Origin of the sequence: Atopobium sp. oral taxon 199 str. F0494 (assembly GCF_000411555.1) — a bacterium.
Taxonomy (GTDB): domain Bacteria; phylum Actinomycetota; class Coriobacteriia; order Coriobacteriales; family Atopobiaceae; genus Lancefieldella.
The window spans coordinates 20,400-45,324 of sequence record NZ_KE150487.1 but is presented as its reverse complement, the minus strand read 5'-3'; the positions used below and the strand labels follow the sequence as shown (position 1 = coordinate 45,324).

Here is a 24,925-nt window from a genome sequence, read left to right as displayed (position 1 = left end):
AGATACAGACAGATACAAAAGGGGAGAGGAAGACAAACCATTTCTCCACAATTTCTACACATAAATTATATGCGAAAACGTAAAACTGCAGTTGAATAATGAAAATAAACAAGATAGCGAATTAACCTCAGGAAATCAAGTATTTTTCATTGACTCTAAAACAAGACTTGACTAAATTATTACGTTGCGATAATTGCCACCTTCCACCCTTATGAAGGAGGACAACCTGGTGTCTAACGCAAAGAATGTAGCACTTACTACACCCCAGGCACTAACTGGTCGGAGGACCTTTAGCAAAATCCCAGAAGCCATGACACTCCCTAACCTCATTGAGGTACAGCGTGAGTCGTTTGAGCGTTTCATGGGTGAAGGACTGCAAGAGTCCTTCGCAGAGTTTTCACCAATCGAGAGCAACAATGGAACCATGGAGGTCATCTTTGGCGATCACCAATTTGGCGATCCTATCAGTTCCATTGCTGAATGCCGAGCCAAGGATATGACCTATCAGGCTCCGCTCATGGTTGACATCACCTTCCTTAACAAGGAAACGGGTGAGAAGAAAGAACAGCTCATTTACATGGGCGATTTCCCTCTTATGACCGAGCGGGGTACGTTTATCATCAACGGCACCGAGCGCGTCGTAGTCTCGCAGCTTGTCCGCTCTCCGGGCGTGTACTTCTCGGCTGAAATGGACAATGGCGTACTCGTTCATCACGTTCAGTTCATCCCCGCGCGTGGCGCGTGGCTTGAGTTTGAGGTCGATAAGCGCGGACACCTTGTCGTTTCCATTGACCGCAAGCGCCGCATGAGCGCGACGGTGTTTCTCCGTGCGCTTGGCATTGCCGTAAGTGATGACGAGATTCTCTCGCTTCTCGGTGATTCCGATGTTGTGCGTAACACTATTGAGCGCGATACCGCGACTACGAAAGAGGACGCGCTTCTTGAGGTGTTTCGCCGTCAGCGTCCGGGTGAGCCGCCAACCGTGGATTCTGCCCGCACGCTCATCAACAACCTGTATTTCCACCGTCAGCGCTATGACCTGGCTCGGGTTGGTCGCTATAAAATCAACAAGAAGCTGCACCTTGATACCCCTTCCGATCAGCGCGTGCTGACCAATGAAGACATCGTTTCGGCGCTTCAGTTCCTGCTTGCCGTTCACGCCGGCGATGAGTCAAAGCATCTCGATGACATCGACCACTTTGGCAACCGTCGCGTCCGTACGGTCGGCGAGCTGGTGCAAAATCAGTTCCGTATCGGCATGAGCCGTATGGAGCGCGTGGTTCGCGAGCGCATGGCTTCCCAAGATCCCGATGATATCGCTCCCGATACACTGATTAACATTCGCCCCATCGTGGCCGCTATCAAGGAATTTTTCGGCTCTTCTCAGCTGTCCCAGTTTATGGATCAGTCTAACCCGCTTGCCGGCCTTACCCACAAGCGTCGTCTGTCCGCGCTTGGCCCTGGCGGTCTTGCGGGTCACAAGTCCGGTTCCAGCCGCCGCACCAACGTGCCAACGGCCGTCCGCGACGTCCACAACTCGCACTACTCCCGCATGTGTCCAATCGAGACGCCCGAGGGTCCGAATATTGGTCTTATCGGTTCGCTGGCTCTTTACGCCCATGTGAACGAATACGGCTTCATTGAGGCTCCGTATCGCAAGGTCGTCAACGGCAAGGCTACCGATGAAGTTGCGTGGATGACCGCGGATGAGGAAGAAAATCACATCATCGCTCCCGCGAATACGCCCATTGATCCTAAGACGGGACGTTTTGTCGAGATTAACCATGAGGGCAAGGTGGTTAACGCTGAGCGCGTTATCGCTCGTACGCGCGACTTCGACGGTTCGTTCGGCGCGCCCGCGCAGGTGCCTGTTGAAGACGTTGACTATATGGACGTCTCTCCTCGCCAGCTTCTTTCTGTCGCGGCAAACCTGATTCCGTTCCTTGAGCATGACGACGCTAAGCGTACGCTCATGGGTGCGAATATGCAGCGTCAGGCCGTGCCTTTAATTCGCTCCCACGCTCCGTTTGTGGGCACGGGCATGGAGGCTCGCGCGGCGCTTGACTCCGGTGAGCTCATTTGCGCAAAGCACGATGGTGAGGTCACTGAGGTGGACGCGGCGCACGTGACCGTGTACTCCGATGAGTACGGCTCGGAGACCTACGACCTTCCCAAGTATGAGCGATCCAATCAGTCTACCTGTATCAATCACCGTCCTATTGTCCATTTGGGCGATAGGGTAAAGCGCGGCCAGCCGCTTGCCGATGGTCCTTCCGTGGACCACTCCGAGCTGGCGCTCGGCGCTAACCTTACAGTGGCGTATATGCCGTGGGAAGGCTATAACTACGAGGACGGTATCATCGTTTCCGAGCGCGTGATGCAGGAGGATTTGCTGACTTCCGTTAACATCTCCCGTCACGAGATTGACGCTCGCGACACCAAGATCGGCGCTGAGGAAATCACCCGTGAGATCCCCAACGTTGGTGAGGACATGCTCGCCAACCTTGATGAAGATGGCATCGTCCGTATCGGCGCGGAGGTAGGCCCTGGAGATATTCTCGTGGGTAAGGTAACGCCAAAGGGAGAGACTTCCGAGACCGCGGAGGCCAAGCTTCTGCGCGCTATCTTTGGCAACAAGTCCAATGACGTCCGCGACACTTCGCTGCGCGTGCCACACGGTTCATACGGCCGTGTCGTTGACGTGGTGCGTTTTGACCGCAAGGAAAAGAATTCTGACGAGAAGGGCAACGAGCTTCAGCCGGGAATCAATACCCTTGTCCGCGTCTACATTGCTCAGCGCCGCAAGATTCAGCAGGGCGATAAAATCGCCGGACGCCACGGCAACAAGGGCGTTATCTGCAAGGTTCTTCCTGTTGAGGACATGCCCTATATGGCGGACGGCACTCCAATCGACGTTATTCTCGACCCGCTGGGCGTTCCTTCACGTATGAACGTCGGCCAGCTGCTTGAATGCCACCTTGGTTGGGGAGCGGCACACGGTTGGGATGACACTGACGCCGATTCCAAGTGCTATGTACCCGGACCTATTCCCGTGTCAACGCCGCTCTTTGACGGCGCAACGGATACGGCCGTGGCGGAGATTATGCGCCGCACCAATATCAACATGATCAATAAGGCGATGCAGGACTACGGCGAGCACATGCGTGAAGAGTTTGTTCCACAGCTCAATGAGCGCGGTAAGACGACGCTCTATGACGGCCGTACGGGTGAGGCGTTCAAGAGCCCCGTTACCGTTGGCTGCTCCTATATCCTGAAGCTCGGCCACATGGTTGACGATAAGATCCACGCCCGCTCGACCGGACCATATTCTCTCGTTACTCAGCAGCCTCTGGGCGGCAAAGCTCAGTTTGGCGGCCAGCGCTTCGGCGAGATGGAAGTCTGGGCTCTGTACGCGTACGGCGCCGCCAATGTGCTCCAAGAGATCTTGACCGTCAAATCTGATGATACGAACGGTCGCGTAAAGACCTACGAGTCCATCGTCAAGGGCGAGAACATTCCTGTGGCGGGCATTCCTGAGTCCTTCAAGGTTCTTGTGAAGGAGATTCGCTCGCTTGCGCTTGACATCGAGCCCATCTCATACCGCAAGCGCACCGAGCGCGCTCATAAACCGGCAGAGGAGTCTGCTGAGGATGCTCTCGATGTTCTTGCCGGTCTTGGAGCCAGCGAGCTTGACTCCGACCTGTCCCAAACTGTTGACGACGCGGCAGCGCTCGTTGGCGACGCGACCACCGATAAGGAGTAGCGACTGTGGCAGATTTCGATTCCACTGATTTTGACGCCATCAAAATTTCTTTGGCGTCCGCTGAAGATATCCGCAAATGGTCCCACGGCGAGGTAAAGAAGCCCGAGACTATCAATTACCGTTCTTTGAAGCCGGAGCGCGACGGTCTTTTCTGCGAGAAGATCTTTGGCCCGGTCAAGGACTGGGAGTGTAACTGCGGTAAGTACAAGGGCATCCGCTTTAAGGGTATTGTCTGCGAAAACTGCGGCGTTGAGGTAACTACCGCCAAGGTTCGCCGTGAGCGCATGGGCCACATTGAGCTTGCCGCTCCGGTTAGCCACATCTGGTATTTCAAGAGTCCGACGAGCTTCCCGCTCGCGCGTCTTCTCGACATCAAGAGCAAAGATCTCGAGAAGGTCCTTTACTTTGCCTCGTATATCATCACGAGCGTCGACACCGAGGCTCGCGAGGCTGACGCTGACGACCTCCGCGAGGAGCTCGCGGCTGATCTTGAGGAGCTTGACGCTGAGCGCGACGACCAGATTGCTCGTCTCAAGGAGCAGGGCAAGCCCGCCGGCGATGAGTTTGACGATTTTGAACCTCTTTCCGAGGACGAGATTCGCGTTGGTATCGCTGACCTCGAAGAAGAGTATGAAGAAGAAAAGGTGCTCCGCCGCGAGGCCTACGAGAAGTTTATGCAGCTTGAAGCTCGTGAGCTGATTACCGACGAAGGACTCTTTTCCGAGTTGAAGCGCTATTACGGCATTTACTTCAAAGGCGGCATGGGAGCCGAGGCCATTCGTGAGCTTATCCGCGGCGTTGACCTTGAAAAGGAAGCCGAGGAGCTCCGCGCGATTATCGCCAATGAAGACGCTCAGAAGCAGAAGCGCGAGAAAGCCATTAAGCGCCTTGAGATTGTGGACGCTTTCCTGAAAGGCGGCAACGATCCTGCCAATATGATTTTGGATGTTGTACCCGTCATTCCACCTGACCTTCGTCCTATGGTTCAGCTTGACGGCGGCCGCTTCGCTGCTTCCGACCTGAACGACCTCTACCGTCGTGTTATCAACCGCAATAATCGTCTGAAGCGTCTGCTCGACTTGGATGCGCCGGCTATTATCGTTAACAACGAGAAGCGCATGCTTCAGGAATCCGTAGACGCCCTCTTTGACAACGGGCGCCGTGGGCGTCCGGTAACGGGTCGCGGCGGTCGTCCGCTGAAGTCCCTTGCCGAGGCTCTGAAGGGCAAGCAAGGTCGCTTCCGTCAGAACCTTTTGGGTAAGCGCGTCGACTACTCCGGTCGTTCGGTTATCGTTGTCGACCCCTATCTGAAATTGCACCAGTGCGGTCTTCCTTCTGCCATGGCTCTTGAGCTGTTCAAGCCGTTTGTCATGCGCCGCTTGGTTGAGCTGCACAAGGTTGAAAACGTCAAGGGAGCCAAGCGTGCCATCGACCGCGGTCTTCCCGCGGTGTGGGACGTTCTGGATGAGGTTATCCAAGACCGTCTCGTGCTGTTGAACCGCGCACCTACGCTTCACCGTCTTTCCATTCAGGCATTTGAGCCCGTCCTTGTCGAAGGCAAGGCAATTCACCTGCATCCTCTGGTTTGCGCACCGTTTAACGCGGACTTTGACGGCGACCAAATGTCGGTCCATGTGCCTCTTTCTACTCAGGCTCAGACCGAGGCGCGCGTCCTCATGCTCTCCTCCAACAACCTGCGCAGCCCCGCGTCGGGTAAGGTGCTGACCGTTCCTTCACAGGACATGGTCTTCGGCGTGTACTTCCTGACTTCAGAGAAATCGGGCGAGCAGGACAAGACGCTGACATTTGCCAGCTTCAACGATGCACTTCTCGCCATCGATACGCATCCCGATCAGGATATCCAGGCGAAGGTAATCGTTCGCGTCAGCGCGGCGGACGCAAACGCGCATGACGAGCAGGGCCGTCCGGTCTTCCGTATCGTATGCGGCCGCGGGCAGTTTGAGGATCTCGATGTTTCCGAGCACCCGCAGCGCTTTGAGACTACGGTCGGACGCATCATCTTCAACCGCCAGTGCCTGCCTGAGGATTATCCGTTCATCAACTATAAGATGGTCAAGTCCGATATCGGCACGCTGGTCAATGACTGCTGCGACCGCTATCCGATGGCTGACGTGGAGCCCATTCTTGACGCCATTAAGACGACTGGCTTCCACTACGCGACTATTGCCGGTCTGACGGTATCCGTGTGGGATGCGGTAATCCCCGAGCATAAGACTCAGCTTTTGGCTGAGGCTCAGAAGCGCGTTGACCAAATCAACGAGTACTATGAGGACGGCTTCCTTTCGGAGCGCGAGAGGCACACCGAGGTCGTTAACGCGTGGACCGAGTGCACCGATATGCTTGGCTCTGAGATGCTTGAGGGCTTTGCCGAGAATAACCCCATTTACATGATGGCTGATTCCGGCGCCCGTGGTTCCAAAACGCAGCTTCGACAGCTCGCCGGCATGCGCGGTCTTATGGCTGACATGTCTGGTGAAACCATCGACCTTCCCATTAAGGCTAACTTCCGCGAAGGCTTGCAGCCGCTGGAGTACTTCATTTCTACCTACGGCGCCCGTAAGGGCCTTGTCGATACGGCTTCGCACACATCCGATTCGGGCTATCTGACTCGCCGTCTTGTTGACGTAGCTCAAGACGTCATCGTTCGCGAGGAGGACTGCGGCACCGATGAGGCGGTCACCTATCCTCTTATCAAGCCCGGTCAGACCTCAGTCGACGCCGATCTTGTCGGTCGTTGTACGCTTGAGGATATCGTTGACCCTGAGACCGGCGAGGTTCTTATCGCCGCGGGCAACTACGTGGAGTCCATTGATGACCTCAAGCGCCTGGTTGAGCACGGTCTCAAGAAGATTCAGCTCCGCGCGCTTCTGACCTGCAAATCTAAGTATGGCGTTTGCCAGAAGTGCTACGGCTGGGATCTTTCCACCCGTCGTCCCGTCACCATTGGCACGGCGGTCGGCATTATCGCCGCTCAGTCCATTGGCGAGCCGGGTACTCAGCTGACGATGCGTACCATTCACTCCGGCGGTGTTGCCGGCGCGGACGATATTACGCAGGGTCTTCCGACCGTTGCCCGCATGTTCGATGTCGTTGGCAATGTTAACGAGAAGATCCTTGGCCGCGAGGCCGATCTTGCTCCTGTTTCCGGTACGCTGATGATTACGCCGGAAACTACCGAGTACCTGCTGCGTATTGTCGATTCTGACGATACATCACGCATCCTCGAGGAGTGGCGCGTTCCGGCGTCCGTTCGCTTCATGCCTGGCATTGAAGAGGGTGTCGAGGTCCGCGCGGGCGATCAGATTACCCGCGGCTTCGTCAACTTCCGCCTGCTGCGCAAGCTTACGGATATCGAATCCACCATGCACACGTTTGTCGAGTCCGTCAAGGATGTCTACACCTCCCAGGGCGTCGATTTGAACGATAAGCACATCGAGGTTATTGCCCGCCAGATGCTTCGCCGCGTTCAGGTTACCAACCCGGGCGACTCCCAGTATCTGCTTGGCCAGTATGTCGATCGCTATATCTTTGCGGATACCGTTCGCAATATCGCTCTTGCAGGAGGCACGCCGCCTGAGGCTGAGCCTGCTATTCTCGGCACGCTTAAAGTCGCGAGCTCCATCGATTCCTGGTTGTCAAGCGCGTCGTTCATTCGTACGGCAGGCGTTCTGACGGCCGCCGCTATCGGGGGCGATGTGGACCACCTGCTCGACCTCAAGTCCAACGTCATTGTGGGCAAACAGATTCCGGCGGGTACCGGTCTTTCCGCCTACCACGATGTCGAGCTCACCTATCATGGCGAGAAGATTGATGGCCCCACCACCGACAAGGCTAAGACGCTGCCTGATTGGGCACCTCAGAGCCTTAAGGATATCGAGGAGAAACTTCCCAAGCAGCTTGACTGGGTGGGCGATGAGTACGGCAACGGAGGCATCTTCTCCAAAAACGGCCGGACACTCTCCAGCGAAGACGCCAAGCTGTACCTCTTTGATGATCTTGGCGTGTCACAGCGCTGGACCAATAAGTTCTCGGAGGTCGGCATTGAGACGGTCGGCGATCTTATCGGTAAGACCGAAGATGACCTGCTGCGCATTGACGGCATTGGGGCAAAGGCTATAGAAGAGCTCCGCGAGGGACTTGATGCTCGCGGCCTTCTGTACATCCTTGAGCCTGATGATGATGAGGCCGATGCTGAAGATCTTTCTCAGCTGCTCAATATGGTCTTCTCGCCAGATGCCGATGGAGGTCTGATGTTGGGCACCGCCGCTCCGACCACTCATAGTGATTCTGATTTGGAGCTTATCGGCGGCAACAGCGCTGACGGTCAAAATGCCGACGTTATCAATGAGGATCTTGGTTCTCTCGATGATCTTCTCTCTCAGGTTGTGCGTCTTGACGCGCAGGCTGACGCGGAGGGTGATACCGAGTAAACCGGCAAGCATGGTAGACCGGTAAGCCTGGCAGATTTGGTAAGTCCAATAAGCTTGGCAAGCACGGCAGATCCGGCAACCATACCTTGGTATGCGAATGCTTTCATAGGGAGAGGAGCCTCGGCCTTGGTCGGGGCTCCCTTGCGTTTGGAGTACACTTTTGCTGATATGTCGACGAAAGGGTTGTAATGAGCGACGTAGATGAGAAAGATATAAACGATATGAATGCGGAATGCGGTCCCATTTCCGATGAAGCGCTCCGTGGTTTTTTGAACGATGACGACGTCATCTGTGACGCTACGCAGATTTTTGACGCTCTATCGGACTTTACGCGCTTTCAAATCCTCGGCGCTCTGACCCTAGGCGAAAAAAGCGTGACTGAACTGCAGGATCTTTTGCCGGTCTCTCAGTCGGCTACGTCGCATCAGTTGCGGCTTTTGCGCGACAGGGGATTGGTGACTGCTAAAAGAGACGGCCGCCGTGTCATCTATTCTCTTGCAGACGAGCACGTTATCACGCTTATCAGCGTCGGTCTCGCGCACGCTGCACATCTGCGCTAAAAGCGGTGCGCCGCTAAAAGATTTCACCGAAACGTTGCGCTAAAGAGGTTTCACCAAAACGGTGCGCTAAAACGTTGCGCCGCTCGTCGATTGGCGAGAAAACCGGCGTACTTTACGCTTCGTTTCAAGTATGCTTATAGAATTGAACATTGGTAGATTTTATGGATACGAATACCTGCCACAAGGTATGCGTTTGCATACGAGAAACATTCCAGGAGGAATGATGGGCGAATATCGTGTACTGGAGGTCAAGCAAAGCGTCTTTGCATCCAACGAGAAAGAGGCGGACAAGCTCCGCGCCGACATGAAGGAAAAAGGAACCCTGCTGATTAACCTCATGTCGTCTCCTGGTTCCGGCAAAACGACCACACTTTTGCGTACCATTGACGCGCTTAAGAATCGGCTAAGCATCGCCGTTATGGAGGCGGACATCGATTCCGACGTTGACGCCGCCGCCATTGCAACAACGGGTGCCCGGGCGATACAGCTCCATACGGGAGGCATGTGTCATCTTGACGCAGCCATGTGTGCCCAGGGGCTTGAAGGTCTCGCGGCAGGCGACGCTGACCTCATCTTCCTTGAAAACGTTGGTAATCTGGTGTGTCCCGCGGAATTTGACACGGGAGCAGGCGTCAACGTTACCATACTTTCAGTGCCCGAAGGCGACGATAAGCCCCTGAAGTATCCGCTTATGTATCAGGTCTGCGACCTGGTGCTCGTTAATAAGATCGATGTTGCGCCTTACTTTGATTTCGACCTTGATAAGCTGCGTAAAAATGTTGCGTCGCGCAATCCTCATGCGAGGGTCATTCCTCTTTCCGCCAAGACCGGCGAGGGAATGGACGCGTGGTATGAGTGGCTCTGCGAGCGCGTGGCTGCATGGAAGGCAGAGCGGTAGTTTTTACAAGAACAAAAACAAGAACAAGAAACAGACCGCTTCTTGTCTAAAACAGCAGATTCGGCCAGATAGGAGAGGGAAATGGCTGAGGAGATTCCGGTTCGAGTAACTCCGTCTGACGGCAATCCCATGCGCGGAGATTTGACTGACGCGGAGATTGCGGCTCGAAACGTATTGCCCACGACAAATCCCGCGGGTGAGGCTATCCGCGTAATCGCAGAGAATCACATTACCGAAAATGAAGACGTGGTTCTGTATCGCAAGCCGGATCCAAATGAGCCCGGTCCTGCTGCTGCTGAGCCGTTTAAGCCCGGCGTCCGCGATGAGGTTCAAAAGATTACTGACCGCCTGGGCCACAAAGTCATCAAGGATGACCCCGAGTATTGGGGCATAGCTTCCGTCATGACTGAAGAAGAAGCTGCCGTTACCAAGCAGATGAAGGTGCGCGTGCCCATGACCTTCTCGGCACTTCAAAGCGCTACCGGCCTTGAAGCGGCGCGGTTGCAGGAGCTTCTCGACAGCATGTCCGTTAAAGGCATCATCGAGTACAACTGGGAAAATGCCGCGCGTGAAAAACAATACGTGCTTCCCATGTTCGTGCCCGGCTCCGCTGAGTTTACCGTGATGAACGAGCGCCAGCTCGAGGAGCATCCGGAGATAGGTACGCTGTTTGAGCGCATGACGTATCTACCCCTTAAAATGGCGACAAAGCTGGTGCCTCCCGGAGGCGCTGGCATAGGCATGCACGTGATTCCCGTCGAGCGTTCCATTGAGCAGGTCAACCATACGGTTTCGGTGGAGCATATCTCGCATTGGCTCAAAAAATACGACCGCTATGCCGCGACGCCTTGTTCGTGCCGGCTTGCCGAACGCGTTCGTGGTGACGGGTGCGCCGACGATCCCGAGGACTGGTGCATTGCCATCGGCGACATGGCCGATTACTGCGTGGAAACTGGCAAAGGCCACTACATCACCTACGACGAGGTCATTGATATTTGCCAGCGTGCCGAGAAGAACGGCTTTGTCCATCAGATCACCAACATTGACGGCGAGGACAAAGTCTTTGCTATCTGTAACTGCAACGTGAATGTGTGCTATGCGCTGCGTACCTCGCAGCTGTTCAATACGCCCAATCTTTCCCGCTCGTCTTTTGTGGCCCATGTGGACGCGGAAAAATGTGTGGCCTGCGGCGGCTGCGTGGAGGTGTGTCCGGCAGGCGCCCCTCAGCTGGGACAAAAGCTTTCAACCGTCAACGGCCAGCTTACCTATCCCACACAGGACCTTCCGGACGACAAGTTCTGGGGCGAAGCCGACTGGGACTGGAATTACAAGAACAACAATCGCATTGAGTGCCATGATACCGGTACCGCTCCCTGTAAAGTTGCCTGCCCGGCTCATATTTCGGTGCAGGGATATCTTCGTATGGCAGCCGAGGGTCGCTATCGCGATGCCCTTGAACTCATCAAGAAGGAAAACCCGTTCCCGGCAGTCTGCGGGCGCGTGTGCAATCGCCGCTGCGAGGCAGCCTGTACGCGCGGTACCGTTGACGAAGCTATCGCCATCGATGAAGTCAAGAAGTTCATTGCCGAGAAGGACCTTGAGGCAGAGCATCGCTTTGTTCCCGAGCCGGTTATCCCCTCAAACCGTGGCGGCTTCAAAGAAAAGATTGCCATTATCGGCGCCGGTCCCGCCGGCCTTTCCTGCGCTTTCTATCTTGCGGAACGTGGATACAAGCCGGTGGTTTTCGAAAAGAATCCACTGCCGGGCGGCATGATGGTCTACGGCATTCCCGCCTATAAGCTTCAAAAAGACGTTGTGGCCGCGGAAATTGACGTCTTGCGCGAAATGGGCGTTGAGATTCGCTGCGGCGTTGAAGTGGGCAAGGACATCTCTTTGAGCGACTTGCGCCGTGACGGCTTCAAGGCATTCTATGTGGCCATCGGCTGTCAAGGGGGCCGTAAGGCTGGCGTTTCAGGTGAAGACGCTGACAGCGTTACCACCGCCGTTGAGTTTTTGCGAACGGCTCTGGATAATCCGGAGCATGTCGTTTCCAGAAAGACCGTGGTCGTCGGTGGTGGCAACGTTGCTATCGATGCCGCTCGCGTGTCTATGCGCTGCGGCGCTGAGTCGGTAGCTATGTACTGTCTTGAGCAGCCCGATGAGATGCCGGCGCTTCCCGAAGAGATTGCGGAGGCTCGTGAAGATGGCGTTACCATCAATAACGGCTGGGGACCGGCCGCAATAGAAACCACGGAAGACGGTCGTGTCCGTGGTGTCACCTTTAAGCGCTGCACACAGGTGTTTGACGAAAACAAGCGCTTCTCGCCACGCTATGACGAGACCGATACCGTCTTTGTTGAAGCCGATAACGTGGTGCTTTCCATCGGCCAGTCCATCGAGTGGGGAAATCTGCTTGAGGGCGAAGCTGTGGAGCTGGGCCGTGGCAGGGGGGCTGTGGCTGACCCCAAGACGTACCAGACGGCGCAGCCTGATATTTTTGTCGGCGGCGATGTATATACCGGTCCGAGTTTTGTTATCAACGCCATTGCCGCGGGTCATGAAGCGGCGGTTTCGCTGCATCGTTTTGTGCAAGCGGGATCATCGCTTACCATTGGCCGCAATCAGCGCCATTACGTTGAGCTGGATAAAAGCGAGATTGAACTCAATCCTGATTCGTACGATCATGCGGGCAGACAGGTTCCTGCGTGCGGAAAAGTTGAGAGTATTCGTCATAACTGGAGCGATGTTCGCAAGACGTTCACGCCTGAGCAGGTGCGCATTGAGACCGCTCGTTGCCTTAAGTGCGGTGCGTCCGTGGTTGATGCCAACAAATGTATCGGCTGCGGCTTGTGCACGACGCGCTGTGAATTTGATGCCATCCATCTTTTCCGAGACAACCCCGAGTGCTCCACGATGGTACGTGCGGAAGACAAGAAAACAAAGATCTTGGGATATATTGGCAAACGCGCCGTTAAGATTATCAAGAACAAGAAGCGCAGCGTGAAATCCGCAAAGCCCGAGTCGCACGTGACCACCGATGAGCTTGGTAATCCGGTACCGGCTGGTAGTACGGGCATTTCAAGCTGACGTTGATTGCGCTAGGCAGAGCGACGGCTGAGTTAAGGTAACGGACTAGGGCCGAGACGATGGCGCAGTCAAAATAACGGACAGGCTAAGGCGGACGGTTCATGCACGAGCTGGGCATTGCATTTTATATCATTGATATGGTCGAGGACCTTGGGCGCCAAAATGACCTCACCTCAGTCGCCCGCGTAAAGCTGCGGCTGGGGGAGGTTTCCGGTGTCATTCCGTCGTATCTTCAAGACGTATGGCGTTGGGCGGCCGACCGCACGGAGTTGATGCGCGCGGCCGAGCTTGAGATTGAGAGCGTACCGGCAATAACGCGCTGTCTTGATTGCAATCGCACCTATGCCACCGTTGAGTATGGCCGTACGTGTCCGTATTGTGCAAGCGAGAAGACCGAGCTTATCCAAGGTCAAGAGCTTGAACTTGATGAGATTGAAGCCACATGAGAGATTTGTGACATCTGTCCGCCGCGTATTAACAACTCTACTATTGTAAAATGTGACTGTCCTTCAACAAGCAATTGCCCGATCGAATGGTGAACCCGTGCTAAGACTGGAACGCATAAACGGAAAAAATGTATGGGACATTCTTAAGCTCAAGGTGTCCGAGGAACAACAAAGCTTTGTCGCCGGAAACGATACAAGCATTATCGAGGCCTATACCTCCATAACAGGAAACGGACAGGTATTTCCTTTTGGTATCTACGAGGGTACTGTACCGGTAGGTTTTTTGATGATTGGGTTTGGTGCGGACGACTTCTGGGACGACGCTCCGGCGATAGCTTATGACAGCTACGATCTCAGACGTCTGATGATAGACGCAAAGCATCAGGGTAAAGGATATGGGAAAGAAGCCCTCAAGCTCGCGCTGGAGTTTATACGCACCTTCCCCTGCGGGAGGGCAGATTATTGCTGGCTTTCCTATGAGCCTGAAAATGAAGCTGCTCGAAATCTCTATCGTTCGTTTGGATTTGTTGAAACGGGCGAGAAGGACGGCGAGGAATTGATTGCCGTTTTGAAGTTATCCTCAGATGTACCTGAAGGAATGTCCAACACTGAGGCACTTCTCGCCAACGACAAAACATTTTCTCCCCATGGTATGGATACGCCCGGCAACGTGGTGTGTTGACGAGCAGCAAACATCGGCGTAAAGTTCTTCCTTGCGTAATTCCAAGGGGACAGTGCTGTGTCGCCTTTTGAATTTGTAAATGTGCACGTAGATAGGTATAAGAAGGAGAAGATCTTGCCTACTATCAACCAGCTTGTCCGCAAGGGCCGCATGAGTGTTCAGGCCAAGTCCAAGAACGCCGCCCTGCAGCACAACCCCCAGAAGCGCGGCGTTTGCACCCGCGTTTTCACCACGACCCCTAAGAAGCCTAACTCGGCGCTTCGTAAGGTTGCTCGTGTGCGCCTTGTCAACGGCATTGAGGTTACCGCCTATATCCCTGGCGAGGGCCACAATCTTCAGGAGCACTCCATCGTGCTTGTCCGTGGCGGCCGTGTCCGCGACCTTCCTGGCGTTCGTTATAAGGTCGTCCGTGGTGCGTATGACTGCGCTGCGGTTCAGAACCGCGCAAAGGCTCGTTCCCGTTACGGCACCAAGCGTGCGAAGTAACCCACTACTCGATTTAGTTCTTAGGAGATAAACATGCCGCGTCGCGCAGCAGCAGTACGTCGTGAGGTTATGCCTGACGCCGTCTATAACAATCGACTGGTCACCCAGCTTATCAACAAGGTTCTTCTTGACGGTAAGAAGGCAACTGCAGAGCGCATCGTTTACGGTGCCTTTGATATCGTTGCCGAGAAGACCGGCGAGGATGCCCTTACTGTTTTCAAGAAGGCTATGGATAACATCCGTCCTACCCTTGAGGTCAAGCCCAAGCGTGTAGGCGGCGCCACCTATCAGGTGCCTATGGAGGTTAACTCTCGCCGCGCAACCACTCTTGCTATCCGCTGGATTGTTAACTTCAGCCGTACCCGCAAAGAGAAGACCATGGCCGAGCGCCTTGCCAATGAGATTATCGATGCAACCAATGGCGTCGGTGCCTCTGTTAAGCGCCGTGAAGACCTGTTCAAGATGGCAGAGGCCAACCGCGCCTTCTCCCATTACCGCTTCTAAGTCGGAAATCAGGAGTTCAACACAATGGCTAAGACCAAGTACAACCTTAAAGACCTCCGCAACATCGGCATCATGGCTCACATCGATGCCGGTAAGACCACCACTACGGAGCGCATTCTTTACTACACCGGCAAGACCCACAAGATTGGCGAGGTTCACGACGGTGCGGCAACCATGGACTGGATGGTCCAGGAGCAGGAGCGCGGCGTTACCATTACCTCTGCTGCTACTACGTGTTTCTGGAAAGATCACGTTATCCAGATTATCGACACCCCGGGTCACGTTGACTTTACCGCTGAGGTCGAGCGCTCGCTTCGCGTTCTCGACGGCGCTGTTGCCGTTTTTGACGCCGTTGCAGGCGTTCAGCCGCAGTCCGAGACCGTGTGGCGTCAGGCAACTAAGTACAACGTTCCCCGCATCGCTTTCATCAACAAGTTCGACCGCGTGGGCGCTGATTTCTTCCGCGCTATCGAGACCATGAAAGAGCGTCTTTCCGCTCCGGCTATTGCAGCTCAGGTTCCTATGGGTTCCGAGTCCAACTTCTGGGGCTTGATTGACCTTGTGACCAATACCGCGTGGGACTTCAAGGAAGACGCAAAGGGCATGATTTACCCTGAGCCTCTCGACGAGATTCCTTCCGAGTTCACAGAGATCGCAGCCGAGAAGCGCGAGGAGCTCCTTGAGGCAGCCTCCGATTTCTCCGAGGATCTCATGATGGCTATCCTTGAAGGCGAGGAAATCGATGTCGACGAGTTCAAGCGCGCCATCCGCGCCGGAGTCCTCGCGGGCAAGATGAACCCCGTCTTTGTGGGTTCCGCCTATAAGAACAAGGGCATCCAGGAACTTCTCGACGCCGTCATTGACTATCTCCCCAGCCCTCTCGACGTGCCCGAGATTGACGGCACCAACCTCAAGGGCGAGGAAGAGGTTCGTCACGCGGACGTCAAGGAGCCCTTCTCCGCGCTTGCCTTCAAGATTATGACCGACCCGTATGTTGGTAAGCTGACCTACATCCGCGTGTATTCCGGCCAGGCCGAGGCGGGTTCCTATGTGTACAACTCCGTCAAGGACGGTCGTGAGCGTCTGGGCCGCATCCTTGAGATGAACGCCAATGACCGCGTGGATCGTGAAGAGTGCTCCGCCGGCGACATCGTCGCCTGCGTCGGCTTCAAGAACACCACTACCGGCGATACCCTTTGTGACGAGAAGCACCCCATTGTGCTTGAGTCCATCAGCTTTGCCGACCCTGTCATCGACGTTGCTGTTGAGCCTAAGACTAAGGCTGAGCAGGAGAAGATGTCTGTTGGCCTCGCCAAGCTTGCCGAGGAGGATCCAACCTTCCAGGTTCACACGGATCACGAGACCGGCCAGACCATCATTGCCGGCATGGGCGAGCTGCACCTTGAGATCATCGTTGACCGTCTCCGCCGCGAGTTCAAGGTCGACTGCAACGTTGGTAAGCCGCAGGTCGCTTATCGCGAGACTGCCGGTAAAGCCGTCACTCACGCCGAGGGCAAGTTTGTCCGTCAGTCTGGTGGTCGTGGTCAGTACGGCCATGCCGTCATCGACATGGAGCCCAACGAGCAGGGCAAGGGCTACGAGTTTGTCAACGCTATCGTCGGTGGCGTCGTGCCCAAGGAGTACATCCCCTCTATCGATAAGGGTATCCGCGAGGCGCTCAATAGTGGCGTTATCGCCGGCTATCCTGTCGTAGACATCAAGGTCACTCTTGTTGACGGTTCATACCACGAGGTCGACTCCTCTGAGGCCGCGTTTAAGATCGCCGGTTCCATGGCAATCAAGGATGCTCTCAAGAAGTCCGACCCTGTTCTTCTGGAGCCCGTCGAATCCGTTGAGGTTGAAACTCCGGAACAGTACATGGGCGACGTTATGGGCAACCTTTCTTCTCGCCGCGGCAAGATCGAGGGCATGGAAGATCGCCGCGATACCAAGGTTATTCGCGCGAAGGTGCCCCTGGGCGAGATGTTTGGTTACGCGACCGATCTTCGTTCCCAGACTCAGGGTCGTGCAAGCTACACTATGCAGTTTGATTCCTACGAGCCTGTTCCCAAGGCAGTCCGTGATGAAATCGTCGCCAAAAACGGCGGTTCCGAGTCCTAGTAACAACCACGAGCTCAAGCTCATGTATGGAGGTACCCAAAGTGTCAAATCAAAAGATTAGGATCCGCCTCAAGGGCTATGATCACGAGGTTGTTGATCAGTCCGCAAAGCTGATCGTCGATACGGCTCAGAAGAACGGCGCACGCGTGTCCGGCCCTATTCCTCTGCCAACCGAGCGCAACCTGTATACGGTTATCCGCTCTCCGCACAAGGACAAGGATTCCCGCGACCAGTTTGAGATGCGCACGCACAAGCGTCTCATCGACATCCTCGATCCCAACTCCACCACGGTCGATTCGCTCATGCGTCTTGACCTCCCTGCTGGCGTTGACATCGAGATCAAGCTCTAAGCTTTTTCAAAAGGCATGGCGAGAAGCCCTTCTCGTCCCAGCGTTAACCCTGCAACCCTTCGGACACGCGCCGGAGGGTTGTTCTGTACGCGATTTCGAGTTCCGAATCGCGTTTCAGATTGCGTTCCAAACCGCGTCTAAATTCGCTGACGTTTCACGGCCACATTTTGCACACGAATTTCAAAAATTTCCTTGTAAAACGTTGTGAACAAGCGTAAAGTAGACAAGCTGCTCAAACGGGACAGGTATGTCTCGAGGCAGCATATAGAGGAAGTGGTCCGCTGGGGAAGGGCATCCGATGTGCCCTCAAGGGTCCCATGACCACCGAGAGTGAGGAAAGAGCATGGTGAATACCATCCTCGGCCGCAAGCTGGGCATGACCCAGGTGTGGGACGAGAACGACAACGTCGTTCCTGTTACCGTCATTCTTGCAGGCCCCTGCACCGTCTCGCAGGTAAAGACGACGGAGACGGACGGCTACGATGCCGTGCAGATTGGGTTCGGCGATATCTCCGAGAAGCATGTTAACAAGCCTATGGCCGGTCACTTTAAGGCTCAGGGTGTTGAGCCTGTGCGCTACCTTCGCGAGGTTCGCGTTCCCGCTGGCGAGGAGCACAAGTGCGGCGACACGGTTACCGTCGCTGACTTCGCTGAAGTTGCGGCTGTTGATGTCATCGGCACTTCCAAGGGTAAGGGCTTCCAGGGCACCATCAAGCGTTGGAACTTCTCCCGTGGTCCTATGACGCATGGTTCCCGCAACCAGCGCCGCCCCGGTTCCATTGGTCAGTGCGCTTATCCTGCGCGTGTTCGTAAGGGCCTCCACATGTACGGCCATATGGGCGCAGAGCGCGTTACTGTTAAGAACCTCAAGCTTGTTCGCGTTGACGCTGAGCAGAACCTCATGCTTATCAAGGGTGCTGTCCCCGGCGGCAAGAACGCTCTCGTCCAAGTCCGCATGGCCTAAGGGCCGCTTTTACAGGCAAACACTTAGGCTAACAAGGAGACAACATGTCCAAGTATGAGATTAAAAACATGGAAGGTAAGAAGGTTGGCGACGCCGATCTTTCTTCCGACGTGTACGGCATTGAGCCGAATATCCCCGTGGTGCACCAGGTTGTGACCTGCCAGGCTGCTTCTCTGCGCCAGGGTACCCATTCAACTAAGAATCGTCATGAGGTGTCCGGCGGCGGCACCAAGCCGTATCGCCAGAAGGGCACCGGCCGCGCCCGTCAGGGCTCCATCCGCGCAGGTCAGTGGACCGGCGGCGGCGTTATCTTTGGACCTACGCCGCGCAGCCACGCTCGCCGGGTGAACAGCAAGATGGTAAAGCTTGCGATGCGCTCCGCTCTTTCCGGCAAGGTCGCTGACTCTGAGCTCGTCCTCGTTGACAGCCTTGAGTTTGACGCTCCTTCCACGAAGCAGGCGGTGTCTGTCCTTAAGGCTCTCGGCCTTGAAGACAAGCGTGTTACCGTCATCGTTCCCGATGATGACATCAACACCTATCTGTCCTTCCGCAACATTCAGAAGGCTGCCATCTATGGCGTTTCCGAGGCAACTACTCGTTCACTTATCGACAACGCTGCGCTTATCATGTCCGCAGATGTCGCAAAGCATTTTGAGGAGGTGCTCGCATAATGAACTCCGCATATGAGGTCATCATTCGCCCGATCGTTTCGGAGCGTGCTTACGATCTGATGGGCGAGGGCAAGTACACCTTCGAGGTTGCCAAGTCCGCTGGCAAAGAAGAGATAGCTGCGGCTATCGAGAAACTCTTCAATGTCCATGTGACCAAGGTAAATACTATCTCGGTCAAGCCCAAGAGCAAGCGTGTTCGTTATCAGCAAAAGGGCAAGACTCGCAGCTGGAAAAAGGCAATCGTGACGCTTGCCGCCGGCGAGCAGATCGAGATTTTTGCCAATCAATCGGCTGAGTAAGTAGGTTTTTCCACCCGTGTAGAATCCTGCACGGGTGTTAAGGGCGCCTCGATAGATACGCGCGGCGCCGTGGTTGTCCGGTGTCAGTCCGCCAATTCCCAAACGGACTGGCCAACGGAAAGAAAGGGAAAAGTTTTATGGCAGTAAGGCATCTAAAGCCAACAAGCGCAGGCAGGCGCTTCCAGACGATCTCTGATTTCTCAGAGATTACGACTGATAAGCCCGAGAAGTCTCTTCTCGAGCCCCTGCCTAAAAAAGCCGGTCGCAATAACAACGGCCGCATTACCACACGTCATCAGGGCGGTGGACACAAGCGTCAGTATCGCCGCATCGACTTCAAGCGCCGCAAGGACGATATTCCCGCGAAGGTTGCTACGGTCGAGTACGATCCAAACCGCTCCGCACGCATTGCGCTTCTGCACTATGCGGACGGCGCGAAGGCGTACATCCTTTGCCCGGAGGGACTGACTGTCGGTGACACTGTTGTCTCCGGCATAAAGGACGTCGACATCAAGCCCGGCAACTGCACAACACTTGAGCAGATTCCTGTCGGTACGCTTGTGCACGCGGTTGAGTTCCAGCCCGGTAAAGGCGCTGCGATGGCTCGCTCCGCCGGTACTTCCGTTCAGCTCATGGGTAAGGACAACGGGTACGCCGTTTTGCGTCTTCCGTCTTCGGAGCTGCGCCGCGTTCTTCTCGGCTGCCGCGCCACCATCGGTGAGGTCGGCAATGCCGAGCACTCCAACATCGTTATCGGCAAGGCCGGTCGCGCGCGTTGGGCTGGCGTTCGTCCTACCGTCCGCGGTACGGTCATGAACCCTGTTGACCACCCGCACGGCGGCGGCGAGGGCAAGAACCACACTTCCGGCCGTCCCTCCGTTACCCCGTGGGGTAAACCGACCAAAGGCTACAAGACCCGCGACCCGAAGAAGGCTTCAAACCGCCTGATCATCCGTCGTCGCAAGTCCAAGTAAGACACGAGTAGGAGTAGATTTATGAGCAGAAGTCTCAAAAAAGGCCCGTTTGTGGAGACTCGCCTCCTTGCGCGTGTCGCTGCAATGAACGAGGCTGGTAAGAAGGACGTTATCAAGACCTGGTCACGTTCCTCCACCATCTTCCCTGAGATGGTTGGCCATACAATCGCCGTTCACGACGGCCGCAAGCACGTTCCTGTGTACATCACCGAATCCATGGTCGGTCATAAGCTGGGCGAATTCGCGCTGACCCGCACCTTCCGTGGTCACAAGGCCAACTAGGGGGAGTGTAGTAAATGGCTAAAAAAACCGATTCAATTGAGGTTCGCGCTACCGCAAAGTATGTACGCGTTGCCCCTCGCAAGGCTCGCGCAATTATCGCGCTGGTGCGTGGCAAGTCTGTCGAGAAGGCCCTCGAGGTCCTTCAGTTTTCAACGCGTGCGGCCGCTGTGGATGTCGCAAAGGTTTTGAGCTCGGCTGTCGCTAACGCTGAGTACAACAATCACCTGCACGCAAACGACCTTATTGTCAAGAGTGCCTATGTTGATGAGGGCCCGACGCTCAAGCGCATCCGTCCCCGCGCAAAGGGATCGGCTTCGCGCATCAATAAGCGTACGAGCCATATCACTGTTGTCGTTGCACCCCGAAAGGAGGCGTAGGAACATATGGGTCAGAAAGTTCAGCCTACCGGCTTTCGTCTTGGTGTAACCGAGAACTGGCGCTCCCGTTGGTACGCCGATAAGAACTACGCCGAGAATCTTGGCAATGACCTTGTTATCCGCTCGTATCTCGAGAAGCGTCTTGAGAAGGCGGCCATCGCCCGCATCGATATCGAGCGCGCTGGCGACAAAATCAAGGTCACGATTTTCTCTGCCCGCCCCGGCATTGTCATTGGCAAAAAGGGTGCGGAGATTGACGGACTTCGCACTGACCTTGAGCGTGTCGCCAAGGTTGGCAAGGGTCAGGTCAATGTTGACGTCATCGAGGTCAAGCGTCCTGAGCTTGACGCAACCCTCGTTGCCCAGTCCATCGCAGAGCAGCTTGAGCAGCGTGTCGCATTCCGCCGCGCTATGCGTAAGGCGGTTCAGTCCGCCCGCAAAGCGGGAGCAAAGGGAATCCGTATTCAGTGCTCCGGCCGTCTGAACGGCGCCGAGATGGGCCGTCGTGAGTGGTACCGTGAGGGTCGCGTGCCTCTGCACACCCTTCGCGCTGTTGTCGCTTACGGCACTTCAACTGCTCGTACCACCATGGGTGCCTGCGGTATCAAGGTTTGGATTTATCTTGGCGAAAAGATGCCGGGTCAGCCTGCGCCAAATCCGGCGCTTGAAGGCTCCTCGCGTCCTCGCCGTCGCAATGAGAGGAGGGGCCGTTAATGCTTGCACCTAAGCGTGTTTTGCACCGTAAGGTTCAGCGCGGTTCCATGAAGGGCCATGCAAAGGGTAATACCCAGCTGCACTTCGGCTCCTGGGGCATCCGTGCAGAGGAGGCTCACTGGATTACTAACCGCCAGATTGAGGCTGCCCGTATCGCTATTACCCGCGAAATGAAGCGTGGCGGTAAGGTCTGGATTACCATCTTCCCCGACAAGCCTGTTTCAAAGAAGCCGGCAGAAACCCGCATGGGTAAGGGTAAGGGTAATCCTGAAGAGTGGGTCGCTGTAGTTAAGCCTGGCCGTATCATGTTTGAGATTGACGGCGTTTCCGAAGAGGTCGCCCGCGAGGCACTTCGTCTGGCACAGCACAAGCTTCCCATCAAGACCAAGATTGTCACCCGCGCCGACCAGGACGGGGAGGAATAATGAAATACACGGACATCAAGGCGATGAGCGATGAAGAGCTTTCTAAGAAGCTCGAAGAAGGCCGTGCAGAGCTCTTTAACCTTCGCTTCCAGATGGCAACCAGCCAGCTGGACAACACGGCCCGCGTGAAGACGGTCAAGCGCGACATTGCTCGCGTTCAGACCGAGATGCGTTCCCGTCAAATTGCTGCGGAATCAGCCGCAGATCAGAAATAGTCGCAGGAGATAAGTTATGGCAGAGACCGAAAGCAGGAATGCGCGTAAGGTTCGTACCGGAACCGTCGTCTCCATCTCTGGCGAGAAGACGATCACGGTTGAGATTACCTACCGCAAGCACCACCCTAAGTACGGCAAGATGATGACTATCGGCAAGAAACTTCACGTTCATGACGAGAAGAACGAGGCTGGTTTGGGCGATACGGTTCGCGTTATGGAGACCCGCCCCTTGTCAAAGACCAAGCGCTGGCGTCTCGCTGAGATCGTTGAGCGCGCTAAGTAAGTAACATTCGTCGTTTCTTATGAGCCTGCGCGCTCTTAAGAAACCAAGTTCCGGAGGAACGTCACATGATTCAGATGGAGACCATGCTTAACGTCGCTGACAACAGCGGCGCCCGACGCGTCAAGTGCGTCAAGGTCCTTGGTGGCTCCAAGCGTCGTTACGCCGGCCTTGCCGACGTCATCATTGGCGCTGTCCAGGAGGCAACTCCCGGCGGTTCGGTGAAGAAGGGCGACATCGTTCGCTGCGTCATCGTTCGCACTGCTAAGGACACCCGTCGCAAGGACGGTAGCTACATCCGCTTTGACCAGAACGCGTGCGTTTTGGTCGACAAAGAGGGTGAGCCCAAGGGTACCCGTATCTTTGGACCAGTCGCTCGCGAGCTGCGTGACCATAAGTACATGAAGATCGTCTCACTCGCACCCGAGACGCTGTAAGGAGGACTGACACATGCCCAAGATGAAGATCAGGAAAGGCGACACGGTCGAGGTCCTCACTGGTAAGGACAAGGGTACGCGCGGAGAAGTCCTGCGTGTTATCCCCAAAGACAACAAGGTTGTTGTTGAGGGTGTCGCTGTGGTAAAGCGCCACATGAAGCCCAATGCGGCAAACCAGCAGGGCGGTATTGTTGAGCACGAGGCGGCAATTGATGCCTCCAACGTCGCTCTCATTGACCCTAAAGACGACAAACCGACTCGCGTTGGTTATAGCGTCAAGGATGATGGCACGAAGATCCGCGTTTCCAAGCGTTCCGGCGAGGAGCTCTAAGTTCTTCTCGCTTGTGCCACGCTCTTCGTACAAGGTACGTTTAAACGATCCGGCGTATATGTCGGATCGTTTTTTATGTCGCACGGCATCCGGCGCGCAGCGCGCATCGACTACAGGCGCGATGTGTCCACAATTTGCACAAAGCCTAAAATTGTTGTTTCAATTGTGGGAGATAAAGGCTAATATAATTCATTGCGTCTTTCTATAGGCTAGTTCTGTCGAGAGCGCGTATGGCTCCTGGCGTGCCAAACCAGGAGGTGCGAGGCGATCCCCGCACGTAAATCCCCAAGAGTCAAGGAGACAGTCATGGCAGAGAAAAAGTATGTTCCTCGTCTGAAAGAGGAGTACTACAAGACGGTTCGTGACGCGCTGCAGAAGCAGTTTGGTTACGCAAACGTCAACCAGATTCCAAAGTTTGAGAAAATCGTTGTCAACATGGGCGTTGGCGAGGCGGCAACTGACGCCAAGGCCATCGATGGCGCCGTGTCTGACTTGCGTACGATTACCGGCCAGCAGCCGCTCATCACGCACGCGCGTAAGTCGATTGCTACGTTCAAACTTCGCCAGGGTATGCCGATTGGCGCTAAAGTTACGCTTCGCGGGGAGCGCATGTGGGAGTTTTTGGATCGTCTGATTGCCATCGCAATCCCTCGTATCCGCGACTTCCGTGGCATTTCCGCCAAGAGCTTTGACGGGCGCGGCAACTTTTCTATGGGCGTAACGGAACAGCTCATCTTCCCGGAGATTGACTTTGACAAGGTTGATCATACGCGCGGTATGGATATTACTATCGTTACTACCGCCAACACCGACGAGGAGGGCAAGGCACTGCTTGAGGCCTTCCACTTCCCGTTCAAACAGGACTAAGTACAACTACGAGCAAGAAATCTTCTAGGCGTCCGCCTAGTTGCATTTGAAGGAGGATTTGTGGCTAAGACTTCGATGATCGTCAAAGCGTCGCGCGAGCCGAAGTACTCTACCCGTACACAGAACCGCTGTCAGCGTTGTGGGCGTCCCCACTCCGTGTACCGCAAGTTTGGTCTGTGCCGTGTGTGCTTCCGCGAGTTAGCGAACAAGGGCGAGCTTCCTGGTGTCCGCAAGGCAAGCTGGTAAGGACAGGGAGCTCTGGCGTCCAGGCGTTCACGCTAAGGGCGCGGACGAACCGGACACGCAGTTTCATCATTAACAAAAGGAGAAGGATCAATGAAGATTACCGATCCCATTTCGGACATGCTGACGCGCATTCGTAACGCAAACTCAGCAGGCAAGGACAGTGTTTCTATGCTGTCGAGCAAGGTGCTCGTTGAGATTGCCCGCGTCATTTCTGAAGAGGGCTACATCGAGGGGTATTCCGTTGAGGATACGAAGCCCCAAAAGACGCTTCACATTACGCTTAAGTATGGCGAGAAGCGCGCACGCATCATCCGTGGCATTCGCCGTATTTCCAAGCCCGGTCTGCGCATTTACTCCACCGCCGAGAAGCTTCCTCGCGTCATCGGCGGTCTTGGCACGGCAGTGGTGTCCACCTCTAAAGGCATGATGTGCGACCGTGATGCTCGTAAGGTAGGCATCGGCGGCGAGGTCATCGCCTATATCTGGTAACTCTCG

The 24,925-nt window shown here is 55.4% G+C and carries 26 protein-coding genes; all 26 read left to right on the top strand.

Going from position 1 to position 24,925, the window contains the following annotated elements; genetic code table 11:
• Window positions 1-211 precede the first annotated feature (211 nt).
• The gene (locus HMPREF1527_RS06240; RefSeq protein WP_255344836.1) at window positions 212-3,763 is read left to right on the top strand and encodes a DNA-directed RNA polymerase subunit beta; all 3,552 of its coding nucleotides are present in this window, start codon (window positions 212-214) and stop codon (window positions 3,761-3,763) included.
• A gap of 5 nt (window positions 3,764-3,768) precedes the next feature.
• Entirely contained in the window at window positions 3,769-8,214 is a 4,446-nt protein-coding gene (locus tag HMPREF1527_RS06235; RefSeq protein ID WP_016477851.1) for a DNA-directed RNA polymerase subunit beta', read from the top strand.
• A 188-nt stretch (window positions 8,215-8,402) separates the two neighbouring features.
• On the top strand, window positions 8,403-8,774 hold the full coding sequence (locus tag HMPREF1527_RS06230; RefSeq protein WP_016477850.1) for a metalloregulator ArsR/SmtB family transcription factor: 372 nt from the start codon (window positions 8,403-8,405) through the stop codon (window positions 8,772-8,774).
• 223 nt (window positions 8,775-8,997) lie between these two features.
• The gene (gene hypB / locus HMPREF1527_RS06225) at window positions 8,998-9,672 is read left to right on the top strand and encodes a hydrogenase nickel incorporation protein HypB (protein WP_016477849.1); all 675 of its coding nucleotides are present in this window, start codon (window positions 8,998-9,000) and stop codon (window positions 9,670-9,672) included.
• Between the two features lie 81 nt (window positions 9,673-9,753).
• Window positions 9,754-12,759 (top strand): FAD-dependent oxidoreductase, encoded by a 3,006-nt coding sequence (locus HMPREF1527_RS06220; RefSeq protein WP_016477848.1) that lies wholly within the window; start codon window positions 9,754-9,756, stop codon window positions 12,757-12,759.
• A 101-nt stretch (window positions 12,760-12,860) separates the two neighbouring features.
• Entirely contained in the window at window positions 12,861-13,205 is a 345-nt protein-coding gene (locus HMPREF1527_RS06215; protein ID WP_016477847.1) for a hydrogenase maturation nickel metallochaperone HypA, read from the top strand.
• Window positions 13,206-13,302: 97 nt separating this feature from the next.
• Window positions 13,303-13,887, top strand: a complete 585-nt coding sequence (locus HMPREF1527_RS06210; protein ID WP_084594837.1) for a GNAT family N-acetyltransferase — start codon at window positions 13,303-13,305, stop codon at window positions 13,885-13,887.
• Window positions 13,888-14,001: 114 nt separating this feature from the next.
• Window positions 14,002-14,373 carry a 30S ribosomal protein S12 gene (gene rpsL, locus HMPREF1527_RS06205; RefSeq protein ID WP_003148259.1) on the top strand — a complete coding sequence of 124 codons (372 nt, stop codon included), beginning with the start codon at window positions 14,002-14,004 and terminating at the stop codon, window positions 14,371-14,373.
• A 33-nt stretch (window positions 14,374-14,406) separates the two neighbouring features.
• Window positions 14,407-14,877, top strand: coding sequence for a 30S ribosomal protein S7 (gene rpsG / locus HMPREF1527_RS06200; protein ID WP_016477844.1), 471 nt, complete (start codon window positions 14,407-14,409; stop codon window positions 14,875-14,877).
• A gap of 24 nt (window positions 14,878-14,901) precedes the next feature.
• Complete coding sequence (fusA, locus tag HMPREF1527_RS06195; RefSeq protein WP_016477843.1) at window positions 14,902-16,998, top strand: elongation factor G; 2,097 nt, start codon at window positions 14,902-14,904, stop codon at window positions 16,996-16,998.
• Between the two features lie 41 nt (window positions 16,999-17,039).
• Window positions 17,040-17,348, top strand: coding sequence for a 30S ribosomal protein S10 (gene rpsJ / locus HMPREF1527_RS06190; protein ID WP_003148726.1), 309 nt, complete (start codon window positions 17,040-17,042; stop codon window positions 17,346-17,348).
• 343 nt (window positions 17,349-17,691) lie between these two features.
• Window positions 17,692-18,312 (top strand): 50S ribosomal protein L3, encoded by a 621-nt coding sequence (gene rplC / locus HMPREF1527_RS06185; RefSeq protein ID WP_016477842.1) that lies wholly within the window; start codon window positions 17,692-17,694, stop codon window positions 18,310-18,312.
• 44 nt (window positions 18,313-18,356) lie between these two features.
• Complete coding sequence (gene rplD / locus HMPREF1527_RS06180; RefSeq protein WP_016477841.1) at window positions 18,357-18,983, top strand: 50S ribosomal protein L4; 627 nt, start codon at window positions 18,357-18,359, stop codon at window positions 18,981-18,983.
• Window positions 18,983-19,282 carry a 50S ribosomal protein L23 gene (gene rplW / locus HMPREF1527_RS06175; RefSeq protein ID WP_016477840.1) on the top strand — a complete coding sequence of 100 codons (300 nt, stop codon included), beginning with the start codon at window positions 18,983-18,985 and terminating at the stop codon, window positions 19,280-19,282. The genes rplD and rplW overlap by 1 nt, the downstream gene beginning before the upstream one ends.
• A gap of 137 nt (window positions 19,283-19,419) precedes the next feature.
• Window positions 19,420-20,256 (top strand): 50S ribosomal protein L2, encoded by an 837-nt coding sequence (gene rplB, locus HMPREF1527_RS06170; RefSeq protein WP_016477839.1) that lies wholly within the window; start codon window positions 19,420-19,422, stop codon window positions 20,254-20,256.
• Between the two features lie 21 nt (window positions 20,257-20,277).
• Window positions 20,278-20,538 (top strand): 30S ribosomal protein S19, encoded by a 261-nt coding sequence (gene rpsS, locus HMPREF1527_RS06165; RefSeq protein ID WP_016477838.1) that lies wholly within the window; start codon window positions 20,278-20,280, stop codon window positions 20,536-20,538.
• Window positions 20,539-20,552: 14 nt separating this feature from the next.
• Window positions 20,553-20,915, top strand: coding sequence for a 50S ribosomal protein L22 (rplV, locus tag HMPREF1527_RS06160; protein WP_016477837.1), 363 nt, complete (start codon window positions 20,553-20,555; stop codon window positions 20,913-20,915).
• Between the two features lie 6 nt (window positions 20,916-20,921).
• Window positions 20,922-21,629: a 30S ribosomal protein S3 gene (gene rpsC / locus HMPREF1527_RS06155; RefSeq protein WP_016477836.1), complete on the top strand. Its 708-nt coding sequence runs from the start codon at window positions 20,922-20,924 to the stop codon at window positions 21,627-21,629.
• Complete coding sequence (gene rplP / locus HMPREF1527_RS06150) at window positions 21,629-22,054, top strand: 50S ribosomal protein L16 (protein WP_016477835.1); 426 nt, start codon at window positions 21,629-21,631, stop codon at window positions 22,052-22,054. The genes rpsC and rplP overlap by 1 nt, the downstream gene beginning before the upstream one ends.
• Window positions 22,054-22,269 (top strand): 50S ribosomal protein L29, encoded by a 216-nt coding sequence (gene rpmC / locus HMPREF1527_RS06145; protein WP_016477834.1) that lies wholly within the window; start codon window positions 22,054-22,056, stop codon window positions 22,267-22,269. Before rplP ends, rpmC begins: the two co-directional genes overlap by 1 nt.
• 16 nt (window positions 22,270-22,285) lie before the next feature.
• Window positions 22,286-22,552 carry a 30S ribosomal protein S17 gene (rpsQ, locus tag HMPREF1527_RS06140; protein ID WP_016477833.1) on the top strand — a complete coding sequence of 89 codons (267 nt, stop codon included), beginning with the start codon at window positions 22,286-22,288 and terminating at the stop codon, window positions 22,550-22,552.
• A gap of 65 nt (window positions 22,553-22,617) precedes the next feature.
• Window positions 22,618-22,986, top strand: coding sequence for a 50S ribosomal protein L14 (gene rplN, locus HMPREF1527_RS06135; RefSeq protein WP_003148475.1), 369 nt, complete (start codon window positions 22,618-22,620; stop codon window positions 22,984-22,986).
• A gap of 13 nt (window positions 22,987-22,999) precedes the next feature.
• Window positions 23,000-23,317, top strand: a complete 318-nt coding sequence (gene rplX, locus HMPREF1527_RS06130) for a 50S ribosomal protein L24 (protein WP_016477832.1) — start codon at window positions 23,000-23,002, stop codon at window positions 23,315-23,317.
• A 306-nt stretch (window positions 23,318-23,623) separates the two neighbouring features.
• Window positions 23,624-24,184, top strand: a complete 561-nt coding sequence (gene rplE, locus HMPREF1527_RS06125) for a 50S ribosomal protein L5 (protein WP_016477830.1) — start codon at window positions 23,624-23,626, stop codon at window positions 24,182-24,184.
• 60 nt (window positions 24,185-24,244) lie between these two features.
• The gene (locus tag HMPREF1527_RS06120; RefSeq protein WP_016477829.1) at window positions 24,245-24,430 is read left to right on the top strand and encodes a type Z 30S ribosomal protein S14; all 186 of its coding nucleotides are present in this window, start codon (window positions 24,245-24,247) and stop codon (window positions 24,428-24,430) included.
• 90 nt (window positions 24,431-24,520) lie between these two features.
• The gene (rpsH, locus tag HMPREF1527_RS06115) at window positions 24,521-24,919 is read left to right on the top strand and encodes a 30S ribosomal protein S8 (RefSeq protein WP_016477828.1); all 399 of its coding nucleotides are present in this window, start codon (window positions 24,521-24,523) and stop codon (window positions 24,917-24,919) included.
• The last annotated feature ends 6 nt before the right edge of the window (window positions 24,920-24,925 follow it).